Source organism: Salmonella enterica subsp. arizonae (assembly GCF_008692845.1).
Lineage (GTDB): Bacteria > Pseudomonadota > Gammaproteobacteria > Enterobacterales > Enterobacteriaceae > Salmonella > Salmonella arizonae.
Window position 1 is genome coordinate 267788 of sequence record NZ_VXJW01000006.1, and the last position, 12635, is coordinate 280422.

Consider the following 12635-nt stretch of genomic DNA (forward strand, 5'->3'; position numbering starts at 1 on the left):
CGGCGCAAGGTTGGTTACTTTCAGAGATTATTCATGAAACAAACACAACGGCATGACGCGATCATTGAACTGGTAAAAAAACAGGGGTACGTCAGCACGGAAGAGCTGGTAGAGCATTTTTCTGTCAGCCCGCAAACCATTCGTCGGGATCTTAACGATCTGGCGGAACAGAATATAATTTTGCGCCACCACGGCGGCGCGGCGTTGCCCTCCAGTTCGGTGAACACGCCGTGGCACGATCGTAAAGCGACGCAAACGGAAGAAAAAGAGCGTATCGCTCGTAAAGTCGCAACCCAGATCCCCAATGGTTCAACGCTGTTTATTGATATCGGCACGACGCCGGAAGCCGTAGCGCACGCCCTGTTAGGGCACAGTAATTTGCGGATCGTCACCAACAATCTGAACGTAGCGAACACGTTAATGGCGAAAGAGGATTTTCGTATTATCCTGGCCGGCGGTGAACTCCGTAGCCGCGATGGCGGTATCATTGGCGAAGCGACACAGGATTTTATCGCCCAGTTCCGTCTGGATTTCGGCATTCTGGGCATCAGTGGTATTGATAGCGACGGCTCTTTACTGGAATTTGATTACCATGAGGTACGCACCAAGCGCGCGATTATTGAAAATTCGCGCCACGTAATGCTGGTGGTGGATCACTCTAAATTTGGGCGTAATGCGATGGTGAATATGGGCAGTATTAGTATGGTCGATGCGGTCTACACCGATACCCTGCCGCCGGCGGGCGTGATGCAGGTCATCGCCGACCACCATATTCAATTAGAGCTGTGCTAAAGATGATTGCTGGATGGCGGTATGAACGCCTTATTCGGCCTACCATCTGCGCGCGCTCGTGGGCCTGATAAGCGAGCGCTATCAGGCAGTAATTTACACCCCGTATCCCATCATCTTCAGCAACTGTTGCGCGTGCTGTACAGCATCCTGACGGTGCGCGACGCCAAGCTTCTGGTAGAGGTTGCGTATATGCGTTTTAATGGTGGTCGCCGCCACCGCCAGTTCGCCGGCAATTTGTTCGTTGCTATAACCGGAATAGATAAGCCCTAACACTTGCCATTCACGCTGGGTGAGCGGGCTGGTACGAATAAGCTCCGGGACATCAGGATGGTTAAGCAGGCGCTCGACGAAGCCTTCGTCAAAATGGGCGAACTTATGTCGGTGATGCTGGTTAATCTCTCGCAGGATGCGCTGCGCGCGATGCTGCTCCATCTCCGGCAGCGTATTGAGCTGGATGAGCTGACGCAATTGTTGCGCCATGGCTTCGCCTTCAATCACAAAATGGCTGATAAATCCGGTGCGGTTGGCGAGCTGTAAGGCATCAAGCAATACGCGCTGGGCGTCAGTTTTACGTCCGGATTGCCAGTAAAGCTGATTAAGTAACAGCAGGTTGCGGTTTAAATCGCTCATTAAGCGCAGGCTACGGGCGTTTTCATTTAACTCTTCCAGCACGATTTCCGCAGGCTCGAATTCGCCCAGCAGGATCTGCGCGCGGGCGATATTCCGCCATTGCCCTTGCAGAAAATGGTTATTGGCAAACGCCGGTTTTGGCGTATGGCGTAACCAGTTGGCGGCGGATTTCTTGTCGCCGGTTAACTGCCAGTAAATGACTCGCACCTTATCGGCGTTAGAGATCCAGTCGCAGTGATAACGACCATTGCCTAATAAATTTTCCAGTCGGTTAAGCTGACTACGGGCATTATCCAGATCGCCGCGCGCCAGCGAGCACTGCACCAGTAACGTCAGGCACTGCAACTGTTGTTGCGGCTGGAAGGTGGACAGCACAGCGATACCGCTGCGCGCCGAGGCTTCTGCTTCGTCAATACGCGCCCATGCCCACAGCAATTGCGCGCGGATACGTACCAGAAACTCATGCATCGGCAGTTGTTCCAGATGTTGCTCTTTGATCAACTGGAAGGCTCTCTCCTGCGTTTCCCATGCGGCCTGCAGGAATCCCTGGGCGAACTGAATTTCGCTTTGTTGAATTAAGCTCCACAGCGCGTAATGCCAGACGTCATGATGGCGCGCCATTTGTTCGGTTTGCTGCATCAGCGATAAAGATTGGCTGAGATCGCCTTTACAGTGCAGAACTTCGCCGTGCACGGAGGTTGCGACGATGCGGCTATAGAACCAGGCGAGAGGAAGCTCATCCAGCGCCAGCTTTGCCAGCCGCTCCGCTTCTTCCGGATTGCCATCGTTGATGGCGACCTGGGCGCGTAGCGCATTAAATTCAGCATGCAGCGTGCCGTCCATGACTCCTTTGATCTCTTGCTCAGCGCGCGCCAGTAACGTATTCACTTCGCTATAGCGGTGTTGGCTTTGCATCAGCCAGGCCTGCAATAACACCAGACGCGGATTTTCCAGCAGGCTTTCCCACGGCAACGCTTTTAATGACTCTTCCAGCAGCGCCAGTTCGCTGTGATTAAACAGTCTCCATGCATGATTAAGCAGGATATCGCGTAGCATTTGCGCATCGCCCGCCGCCAGCGCATGATGAATAGCTTCGCTGGGAAAGCCTTGTTCCATCCAGCTTTCCGCGGCTGCGCGGTGGATCCCCGGCAGTTCCGCCGCCAGTTCCCACTGGCAACGCTGGCGCAGAAAGCTACCAAACAACGGGTGATAGCTGAACCATTCCCCCGTGTCGTCCATGCGTTGCAGGAATAACCCCTGACGCTCAATCTCCTCCAGCCGCATCTGGCCGTTTTCTTCGCCGGTCACACGTACGATCAGCGCATCATTCATTGAGCGTAAGATCGCGCTTTTAAGTAAAAAATGTCGGGTGCTGACATCCACGTTATCCAGTACTTCGTCCACCAGATAATCGGACAGGTGGCTGGCGTTAATACCAGCAAGTCGCCGGGCGGACTGGTGCGCCGAGTGATTATTTTGGCGGGCGGACAGGGCGATTAGCTGGAGCGCCGTCGCCCAACCGGCAACATCGTCGCACATTCGGCTGCTCTCAGCGGCTTCAATCGGCGATGAAAGACGGCGGTCAAAAAATTGCTTTGCTTCCTGATGGTTAAAAGCCAACTGCTGGCTACCGATTTCCAGCAACTGATCGCGCACGCGCAGGTTAGCGATGCCCAGTTGCGGCAAATTACGCGATAACACCACCAGAGTGAAATTTTCCGGCTGATGACGTAAGAAAAAGCGCATCGCATCGTGAATCACCGGATTGGTAATCAAATGGTAGTCGTCAATCACCAGATAAAGCGGGCGATGCCACTGCGCCAGTTCAATAAAGAGCTGAGCGAAGAGAGAAGTCAGACTGGCGTACTGACGTTTTTGCGCCATCGCTTCGCTGGTCGTGCAGTGTCCACCAGTGGCCTGTTGAATAGCGGCGATTAAGTAGCTGGCGAATCGCTCTTGCTGGTTATCGCCTTCGTCGAGAGAGAACCAGCCTAATTCATTTTTGCCCGCCGCCCACTGTGAGACAAGCGTGGTTTTCCCATAACCAGCAGGACTGGTTACCAGGGCGAGCCTGAAATTGTTCGCGCCGGAAAGTTTAGCCAACAGCCGCTCACGAACCACGGTATGGTCGAGACGAACCGGACGACTTAATTTAGACGGAATCAACATAGCAATCACTTCACTGTGAGGAATGGGGGAACTGCGATTTTTTTTGTGCTTCGTAATTAATAAATACAAGGTCGGCCAGAAAGCATTTTAATGCAAGCTAAGCAGACTTTTTATGTGTCTGAATTTGCACTCTGTCACAATTCTAAATAACGGTATTAGAAAAGCGTTTGGCACAGTTGAAACGGGCGTCAGAACTGGGATGAGGCCATATTTTTGCGGTAGTAAATAATGTCCTGAACATGATACGGATATAATACAATGGCGATACCAGGCGTTTAATTAATTATTTTAAGTCGGTGAATCTCCCGTTTCTGAACATTTCAGGTAAGAAACTATTTCGGCGTTCACATAATCTTTCGAAAATACCCTTTCGCTATTTCTGTTTATTCATTTGATTATGCGTAACACTGGGTATCGCTGGCAGGAGTCGGCGCGTTTATACAGGGTTAAGTGGCGGTGATCACACTTTTATGCTCATCCCCACTCCTCCTCCCTGCCTAATCCCTGCCGGGAGGAGGAAGGTCAACATTGAGCCTGGCAAACTAGCGACAATGTTGTTTTATTACCTGAGGACGGATTTCCTATGTCACAGCCAACCTTTAATAAAGATCAATTCCAGGCCGCCCTGACGCGTCAGTGGCAGCGTTTCGGTTTACTGTCGGCGTCCGACATGACGCCTCGTCAGTGGTGGCAGGCCGTTAGCGGCGCGCTGGCGGAATTACTGAGCGCGCAACCGGTAGCGCAGCCGACGAAAGGCCAGCGTCATGTGAACTACATTTCGATGGAATTTTTGATTGGCCGCCTGACGGGAAATAACCTGTTAAATCTGGGGTGGTATCAGGGCGTTAGCGATGTGCTGAAAGCGCACGATATCCATCTGACCGATCTACTGGAAGAGGAAATCGATCCGGCGCTCGGCAACGGCGGCTTGGGGCGCCTGGCCGCTTGTTTCCTCGATTCGATGGCGACCGTCGGGCAGTCCGCCACGGGCTATGGCCTGAATTACCAATATGGGCTGTTCCGTCAGTCATTTGTTGAAGGCAAGCAGATGGAAGCGCCAGATGACTGGCATCGCGGCAGCTATCCGTGGTTTCGCCATAATGAGGCGCTGGACGTCCAGGTTGGGATCGGCGGTAAAGTCACCAAAGAAGGACGCTGGGAGCCGGGCTTTGTGATTACAGGCCAGGCCTGGGATTTGCCGGTGCTGGGCTATCGTAACGGCGTCGCGCAACCGCTGCGTTTGTGGCAGGCGACCCACGCGCATCCGTTTGATCTGACCAAATTCAACGACGGCGCTTTCCTCCGTGCGGAACAGCAGGGTATCGATGCGGAAAAACTGACGAAGGTGCTTTATCCCAACGATAACCACACGGCGGGTAAAAAACTGCGTCTGATGCAGCAATACTTCCAGTGCGCCTGCTCGGTGGCCGATATTCTGCGCCGCCATCATCTGGCCGGACGCAAACTGCATGAGCTGGCGGATTACGAGGTCATTCAGCTAAATGATACCCACCCGACAATTGCCATCCCTGAACTGCTGCGCGTATTGCTGGATGAACACCAGATGAGCTGGGATGATGCCTGGGCGATTACCCGCCACACTTTCGCCTACACCAACCATACCCTGATGCCGGAAGCGCTGGAGTGCTGGGACGAGAGGTTAATCAAAGCGCTGTTGCCGCGTCATATGCAGATTATCAAGCAGATTAACGATCGCTTTAAGACGCTGGTTGATAACACCTGGCCTGGCGATAAGCAGGTATGGGCAAAACTGGCGGTGGTGCATAACCGTCAGGTACGCATGGCCAATATGTGCGTGGTCAGCGGTTTTGCGGTCAACGGTGTGGCGGCGTTGCACTCCGATCTGGTCGTGAAAGATCTGTTCCCGGAATATCACCAGCTTTGGCCGAACAAATTCCACAACGTTACCAACGGCATTACGCCACGTCGCTGGATCAAACAGTGCAACCCGCAGCTTGCGGCGCTGCTGGATAAAACGCTGAAAAAAGAATGGGCTAACGATCTCGACCAGTTGATCAACCTCGAAAAATACGCTGACGACGCCACATTCCGCCAGCAGTATCGCGATATCAAACGGGCGAACAAAGAACGGCTGGTGAAATTTATCCAGGCCCGTACCGGGATTGAGATTTCGAGCCATGCGATTTTTGATATTCAGATCAAACGCCTGCACGAGTACAAGCGTCAGCATCTGAATCTGTTGCATATTCTGGCGCTGTACAAAGAGATCCGCGAAAACCCACAGGCTGACCGCGTACCGCGCGTATTCCTGTTTGGCGCGAAGGCGGCGCCGGGCTATTACCTGGCGAAGAACATCATTTTTGCTATCAATAAGGTTGCGGAAGCCATTAATAGCGACCCGGCGGTGGGCGACAAGCTGAAGGTGGTTTTCCTGCCGGATTATTGCGTCTCGGCGGCGGAAATGCTCATTCCGGCGGCGGATATTTCCGAGCAAATTTCCACTGCCGGGAAAGAAGCGTCCGGCACCGGCAACATGAAGCTGGCGCTGAATGGGGCGTTGACGGTGGGAACGCTTGACGGCGCTAACGTTGAAATCGCTGAGAAGGTGGGCGAAGAGAATATCTTTATTTTTGGCCATACTGTGGAAGAGGTGAAGGCACTCAAAGCCAAAGGCTATGATCCGGTGAAATGGCGTAAAAAAGACAAGGTGCTGGATGCGGTGCTGAAAGAGCTGGAAAGCGGTAAATATAGCGACGGCGACAAACATGCCTTTGATCAGATGCTGCATAGCCTCGGCAAACAGGGGGGCGATCCGTACCTGGTTATGGCGGACTTCGCCGCTTATGTCGAGGCGCAAAAGCAGGTAGATGCGCTGTATCGCGATCAGGAGGCGTGGACGCGCGCCGCGATCCTCAATACCGCACGCTGCGGTATGTTCAGTTCCGATCGCGCTATTCGCGATTATCAGGCCCGTATCTGGCAGGCAAAACGCTAAGGGAGCGCGATGGATAATAAACGTCTTGATAGTGCCGCGCTGGCGGCGGGGATCAGCCCCAGTTACATCAATGCTCATGGCAAACCGCAGTCTGTTAGCGCTGAAACCAGGAGACGTTTGCTGGCGGCGATGCACGGTACGACCACCGGGCCACAGGCGATTGTGCCGAATGTAAAAGTTTATACCGCCGGTAAAAAAATGACGTTACCGGTAGAGGGACACGGTGAGTTTACCTGGCTGCTGACCACCGAAGAGGGCGCGCACTACAAAGGGCGAATAGTGGGCGGTAAAAAGCTTAACCTTCCGACTACGCTGCCGGAGGGCTATCACACCCTGACATTGACCCAGGATGAACAGCGCACGCACTGTCGTATTATCGTTGCCCCCCAGCGATGCTATGAGCCGCAGGCGCTGCAGGAAGGGAAAAAACTGTGGGGGGCCTGCATCCAGCTTTATACCCTGCGTTCAGAAAAAAACTGGGGTATTGGCGATTTCGGCGATTTGAAGTCGATGCTGGTCGATGTCGCGAAACGCGGCGGCGCGTTTATCGGCCTGAATCCGATCCACGCGCTTTATCCGGCGAATCCGGTGAGCGCCAGTCCCTACAGCCCTTCGTCCCGTCGCTGGCTGAACGTGATATATATTGATGTCAACGCCGTCGAAGATTTCCGCCTGAGCGAAGAGGCGCAGGCGTGGTGGCAAATGCCCGCTACGCAGCAAATGCTGCGACAGGCGCGCGATGCGCAATGGGTGGATTACGCTACCGTTACCACGTTGAAAATCACGGCGCTGCGAATGGCGTGGACGCGGTTTGCTGCTCGCGACGATGCGCAAATGGCGGAGTTTTGTCACTTTGTCGCCCGCGAAGGGGAGAGTCTTTACTGGCAGGCGGCGTTCGACGCGTTGCACGCGTATCAGGTGAAAGAGGATGAGCAGCGCTGGGGCTGGCCAGTATGGCCGGAGGCATACCAGTCAGTAGATTCTCCTGCCGTGAAACAATTTTGCGAAGCGCATCGCGAAGAGGTGGAGTTTTATCTCTGGCTTCAGTGGCTGGCCTGGCGCCAATTCGCCGCCTGCTGGGATACCTGTCAGAGTTTTAAGCTGCCGATTGGCCTGTACCGCGATCTGGCGGTTGGCGTGGCGGAAGGCGGCGCGGAAACCTGGTGCGACCGGGAGCTGTACTGCCTGAAAGCCTCGGTCGGCGCGCCGCCGGATATCCTCGGTCCGCTCGGCCAGAACTGGGGGCTGCCGCCAATGGACCCGCATATCATGGTCGCCAGGGCGTATGAGCCCTTTATCGACCTGCTGCGCGCCAATATGCAAAATTGCGGCGCGCTGCGCATTGACCATGTCATGTCGTTGCTGCGTCTGTGGTGGATACCGTATGGCGAAACGGCGGATCGCGGGGCCTATGTTCAGTATCCGGTCGACGATCTGTTGGCTATTCTGGCGCTGGAGAGCCAACGTCATCGTTGTATGGTGATAGGCGAAGATCTGGGGACGGTGCCGGTTGAGATTGTCGGCAAGCTGCGCGATAGCAGGATCTATTCTTATAAGGTGCTGTGGTTTGAAAATGACCTTGAGAAAAACTTCCGCGCGCCGGGCGCGTATCCACAACAATCGATGGCTGTCGCCTCGACTCACGATCTCCCCACGCTGCGCGGCTATTGGGAATGCGGTGACCTGACGTTGGGTAAAGCTCTGGGGCTTTATCCGGATGAAGTGATTCTGCGCGGGCTGTATGAGGATCGCGAGCGGGCGAAACAGGGGCTATTGGACGCGCTGCATAAATATGGCTGTCTGCCAAAACGCGCCGGGCATAAGGCATCGTTAATGTCGATGACGCCAACGCTAAATCGCGGACTTCAGCGCTATATCGCCGACAGCAACAGCGGCCTGCTGGGGCTTCAGCCGGAGGACTGGCTGGATATGGCCGAGCCGGTTAACGTGCCGGGCACCAGCTACCAGTATAAAAACTGGCGGCGGAAATTGTCCGTTTCTCTTGAAGCCATGTTTGCCGATGAGGGTGTGAACAAGCTGATAAAGGATCTGGACAGACGCCGAAAAGCGGTCGCGAAGAAGAAGTAAAAAAGCCGGGGATTTCCCCGGCTTTTTTATGGCGCCAATATGTAGGACTGATAAGCGCAGAGCCATCGGGCAATTCTGGCGTATATTGCCGGATGGCGGCTTTGCCTTTCCGGCCTATAAGCCGTCTCGGTTACACCACCATTCCCAGCAGCAGACAACCCACCAGACCGCAGACGGAGATGATGGTCTCCAGCATCGACCAGGATTTAATGGTCTCGCCGATGGTTAGGTTGAAGTACTCCTTGAACAGCCAGAAGCCCGGATCGTTGACGTGAGAGAAAATCACGCTCCCGGAACCGACCGCAATAACCATCAGTTCAGGGCTAACGCCGGTCGTCGCGATCAGCGGTGCCACAATGCCGCCTGCGGTAATCGCCGCGACAGTCGCGGAGCCCAGAGCAATACGCAGAACCGCCGCGATAGACCACGCCATAAACAGCGGCGAGACATTGGTTTCATGCATCATTGAAGCGATGTATTTATCCACGCCGCTATCGACCAGCACCTGCTTAAACGCGCCGCCGCCGCCGATGATCAGCAGCATCATGGCGATAATTTTGATGGAAGAGACCAGCGTATCGTTAATCTGATCCATCGAACGTCCGCGGTTCAGGCCAAAGGTGAACATCGCAATTAGTACGGCAATCAACGTGGCCATGACCGGGTCGCCCAGGAATTCGGCAACGGGCAAGAAAGCATGGCCTTTTGGCAGAATCATTTCGGCAATCGCGCGCATCGCCATCAGAATAACCGGGACCAGAGATGTCCAGACGCTGACGCCAAAGCCCGGCATCTCTTCTTCCGTAAAGGTTTTTGCGCTGTACAGGCCTTCCGGAATCGGCTTATCAATGCCTTTCAGAAAACGGGCGTAAACCGGGCCGGCAAGAATCACAGTCGGGATCGCCAGAATCGTACCGAACAGCAGCGTTTTACCCATATCGGCATGGAAAATCGTGGCAATCGCGGTTGGGCCTGGATGCGGCGGCAGGAAGCCGTGTGTAACAGAGAGCGCTGCGGCCATCGGCACGCCGACGTACAGTAACGGAATATTAGCCGCCGCGGCAATGGTGAATACCAACGGCAACATCAGAACGAAGCCCACTTCATAGAACAGGGCGAAGCCGACGGTAAAGCCGGTTAACACCACGGCCCACTGAATATGTTTTTTACCAAATTTCGCGATCAGGGTCGTGGCAATTCGTTGAGCGCCGCCACAGTCGGCAAGCATTTTGCCCAGCATGGCGCCAAACCCCATAATCAGGGCCAGGCTGCCAAGCGTACCGCCGACGCCGGTTTTGATGGAGCCGATGACTTTATCCAGCGGCATCCCCTGCATCAACCCGACAGCAAGCGCTACCAGGACAAGGGCGATAAATCCGTTCATTTTGAAGCGGATCATCAGAAGAAGTAACAAGATAACACCGATAGCAACGATGACTAATGGCATGATTTACCTGGCCTTTACTTTGTTATGGGTAACGTCATTGTTTCGACGACAAATTCCTGTTGTCCCCGATGGGAACAGAGTCGCAATAGCACCAATACTGATTAACGTTGAAACGAATGAGCGTAGTCAGATGTTATATGTGTGTTAGGTGCCCATAAGAATGATACGGGTAACATATGGGTGTTGAAAATGACCCTGGCAGGTAAAATTTAAATTATGAGACACAGGTCATATTATCGGGGAAAAGAAAGACCATTGTTATGAGATGTGGCTGATAGCGCCGGATGGCGGCGTAAACGCCTTATTGGGACCACGGTGGTGTACGCTGTAGGCCCGATAAGCGCAAGCGCCATCGGGCATGGAGGCGGGTAAAACCTTAGTAGTAGGAGTGCTCGCCGCGCTGGTGTTCGGTCAGATCGCGAACCCCTTTCAGTTCCGGGAATTCGTTCAGTAACTGTTTCTCGATCCCTTCTTTCAGCGTGACGTCTACCATAGAGCAACCGTTGCAACCGCCGCCAAACTGCAGGATAGCATAGCCTTCATCGGTAATTTCCATCAGCGAGACACGACCACCGTGACCCGCTAACTGTGGGTTAATCTGCGATTGCAGGACATATTCCACGCGCTCCATCAGCGGTGCGTCATCGGCTACTTTGCGCATCTTCGCGTTTGGCGCTTTCAACGTGAGTTGAGAGCCTAGCTGGTCGGTCACGAAATCAATCTCCGCGTCTTCCAGATAGGGCGCGCTTAGTTCGTCGACATAAGCGGTCAGCAGATCGAATTTGAGCGCGGTGTCAGTAGCTTCCACGGCGTCGGGCGGGCAATAAGAAACGCCGCACTCCGCGTTAGGGGTACCGGGATTAATGACAAATACGCGGATTTGCGTCCCTTCCTCCTGATTTGCCAGCAGTTTGGCAAAGTGCGCTTGTGCAGCATCGGAAATACGGATCATAGTAATGGCCTAATAGTTGACTATTTTAGTTGGTTATAATACGCCCATCATCGAGGCTCTACAAGGTTCGACACAGGCACCATACCTGGACAGTCGCTGCGCCGCTGCGCAATAGCAGTTGCGCGATTTCCGCGACGGTACTTCCGGTAGTGACGACATCATCCACAATAACCATATGGAGACCCCGTACCGGCAATTCAAGGCGAAACGCGTTTTTCAAATTGCGTTTACGTAACCTGGCGCTGAGATGATGTTGTGTTGCCGTCGCCCGTACCCGCGTGATGGTCTGGCTATTCCACGCGCAACCAAGCCAGCGCGCTAACGGTCGGCATAACAGATCGCTTTGGTTAAATCCCCGCCGCCAGTGTCGGCGCGGCCAGAGCGGAACGCTGACGATTCTGTCAGGAAGCTGCAAGCCGGCGCTGCGGCGCGCCAGGAGTACCTCTTGTAACAGCAGACGCGCCAGGGCGGCGGCAATTTCGCTGCGGCGGGTAAATTTAAGCTGATGCACCAGCAAACTCAAGGGCGGTTTATAGTCGCTGACGCTTACCAGACGCTGCCAGGGCGGCGGCTTTTGCAGGCAGCGACCGCAGGGGAGTGAAGGATGCGCGGCAGGTAATCCGCATTGCGGGCACAGGCTGATACTCTGACGGACGGCGTGCGCGCATACGGAACATATCCCCCAGTGACTTAAGGCCAGCGGCATTTGGCATAGCCAGCATAATCCCGGTACTGTTAGCATAGGTACATCCTTGTTAGGCAAAAGAGAACAGTAACTGATGAATGACATCTGGTGGCAGACCTACGGCGAGGGAAATTGTCATCTTGTGCTGCTGCACGGATGGGGATTGAACGCTGAGGTATGGCATTGCATTCGCGAGGAGCTCGGCTCGCATTTTACGCTGCATCTGATCGATTTGCCGGGCTATGGTCGTAGCACGGGGTTTGGCGCCATGACGCTTGAAGAGATGACGGCGCAGGTGGCGAAAAACGCGCCGGACCAGGCTATCTGGCTCGGCTGGAGCTTGGGCGGGTTGGTGGCGAGCCAGATGGCGCTTATACACCCTGAACGCGTTCAGGCGCTGGTGACTGTCGCCTCTTCGCCGTGCTTTAGCGCGCGTGAGGGATGGCCGGGAATAAAACCGGAAGTCCTTGCCGGATTCCAGCAGCAACTTAGCGACGATTTTGAGCGTACAGTGGAGCGCTTTCTGGCGCTGCAAACGTTAGGAACGGAGACGGCGCGCCAGGATGCCCGCACGTTAAAAAGCGTAGTGCTGGCGCAGTCTATGCCGGATGTAGAGGTGCTCAATGGCGGGCTGGAAATCTTAAAAACAGTCGATCTACGAGAACCGCTTAAAAGCGTGAACATGCCATTTTTGCGTTTGTATGGTTATCTGGACGGCCTGGTGCCGCGTAAGATTGCGCCTTTGCTCGATACGCTATGGCCGCACAGTACATCGCAGATCATCGTGAAGGCGGCCCATGCGCCGTTTATCTCGCATCCGGCGGCGTTTTGCCAGGCGCTGGCGGCGCTAAAATCGTCGCTGTAAATATGGCGTGGCGTTACCGGGCACAGGCTA

General features: G+C 54.5%; 8 protein-coding genes. 4 read left to right on the plus strand and 4 right to left on the minus strand.

Translation table 11 applies throughout. From position 1 onward, the window contains the following. Positions 1 to 33 precede the first annotated feature (33 nt). Positions 34 to 792 carry a DeoR/GlpR family transcriptional regulator gene (locus tag F4V61_RS13695; protein WP_038397466.1) on the plus strand — a complete coding sequence of 253 codons (759 nt, stop codon included), beginning with the start codon at positions 34 to 36 and terminating at the stop codon, positions 790 to 792. A 93-nt stretch (positions 793 to 885) separates the two neighbouring features. Here F4V61_RS13695 and malT read toward each other — a convergent pair whose 3' ends face one another. Further along, positions 886 to 3591 (minus strand): HTH-type transcriptional regulator MalT, encoded by a 2706-nt coding sequence (gene malT / locus F4V61_RS13700; protein ID WP_058819711.1) that lies wholly within the window; start codon positions 3589 to 3591, stop codon positions 886 to 888. 583 nt (positions 3592 to 4174) lie between these two features. On the opposite strand from malT, the gene malP reads away from it, so the two are divergent. Both malP and malQ read left to right on the plus strand, forming a co-directional pair. Continuing rightward, positions 4175 to 6568 (plus strand): maltodextrin phosphorylase, encoded by a 2394-nt coding sequence (gene malP, locus F4V61_RS13705; RefSeq protein WP_058819712.1) that lies wholly within the window; start codon positions 4175 to 4177, stop codon positions 6566 to 6568. A gap of 9 nt (positions 6569 to 6577) precedes the next feature. After that, a complete protein-coding gene (gene malQ, locus F4V61_RS13710) occupies positions 6578 to 8656 on the plus strand; it encodes a 4-alpha-glucanotransferase (protein ID WP_079835203.1) in 2079 nt (692 codons plus the stop codon). Positions 8657 to 8786: 130 nt separating this feature from the next. Here the strand turns inward: malQ and gntT are convergent, their stop codons facing one another. From gntT to gntX, 3 genes are all read right to left on the minus strand, one after another. After that, positions 8787 to 10103 (minus strand): gluconate transporter, encoded by a 1317-nt coding sequence (gene gntT, locus F4V61_RS13715; RefSeq protein ID WP_001131769.1) that lies wholly within the window; start codon positions 10101 to 10103, stop codon positions 8787 to 8789. Between the two features lie 376 nt (positions 10104 to 10479). Beyond that, the gene (nfuA, locus tag F4V61_RS13720) at positions 10480 to 11055 is read right to left on the minus strand and encodes a Fe-S biogenesis protein NfuA (protein ID WP_000619392.1); all 576 of its coding nucleotides are present in this window, start codon (positions 11053 to 11055) and stop codon (positions 10480 to 10482) included. A gap of 58 nt (positions 11056 to 11113) precedes the next feature. Further along, positions 11114 to 11797 carry a DNA utilization protein GntX gene (gene gntX / locus F4V61_RS13725; protein ID WP_024132102.1) on the minus strand — a complete coding sequence of 228 codons (684 nt, stop codon included), beginning with the start codon at positions 11795 to 11797 and terminating at the stop codon, positions 11114 to 11116. A gap of 37 nt (positions 11798 to 11834) precedes the next feature. On the opposite strand from gntX, the gene bioH reads away from it, so the two are divergent. Then, the gene (bioH, locus tag F4V61_RS13730) at positions 11835 to 12605 is read left to right on the plus strand and encodes a pimeloyl-ACP methyl ester esterase BioH (RefSeq protein WP_000998134.1); all 771 of its coding nucleotides are present in this window, start codon (positions 11835 to 11837) and stop codon (positions 12603 to 12605) included. Positions 12606 to 12635 lie beyond the last annotated feature (30 nt).

What these genes read in the sequence shown, in the direction of transcription:
- F4V61_RS13695 (WP_038397466.1), top strand. Translation starts at nt 34, where the DNA reads ATGAAACAAACACAACGGCATGACGCGATCATTGAACTGGTAAAAAAA.
- malT (WP_058819711.1), bottom strand. Translation starts at nt 3,591, where the DNA reads ATGTTGATTCCGTCTAAATTAAGTCGTCCGGTTCGTCTCGACCATACC.
- malP (WP_058819712.1), top strand. Translation starts at nt 4,175, where the DNA reads ATGTCACAGCCAACCTTTAATAAAGATCAATTCCAGGCCGCCCTGACG.
- malQ (WP_079835203.1), top strand. Translation starts at nt 6,578, where the DNA reads ATGGATAATAAACGTCTTGATAGTGCCGCGCTGGCGGCGGGGATCAGC.
- gntT (WP_001131769.1), bottom strand. Translation starts at nt 10,103, where the DNA reads ATGCCATTAGTCATCGTTGCTATCGGTGTTATCTTGTTACTTCTTCTG.
- nfuA (WP_000619392.1), bottom strand. Translation starts at nt 11,055, where the DNA reads ATGATCCGTATTTCCGATGCTGCACAAGCGCACTTTGCCAAACTGCTG.
- gntX (WP_024132102.1), bottom strand. Translation starts at nt 11,797, where the DNA reads ATGCTAACAGTACCGGGATTATGCTGGCTATGCCAAATGCCGCTGGCC.
- bioH (WP_000998134.1), top strand. Translation starts at nt 11,835, where the DNA reads ATGAATGACATCTGGTGGCAGACCTACGGCGAGGGAAATTGTCATCTT.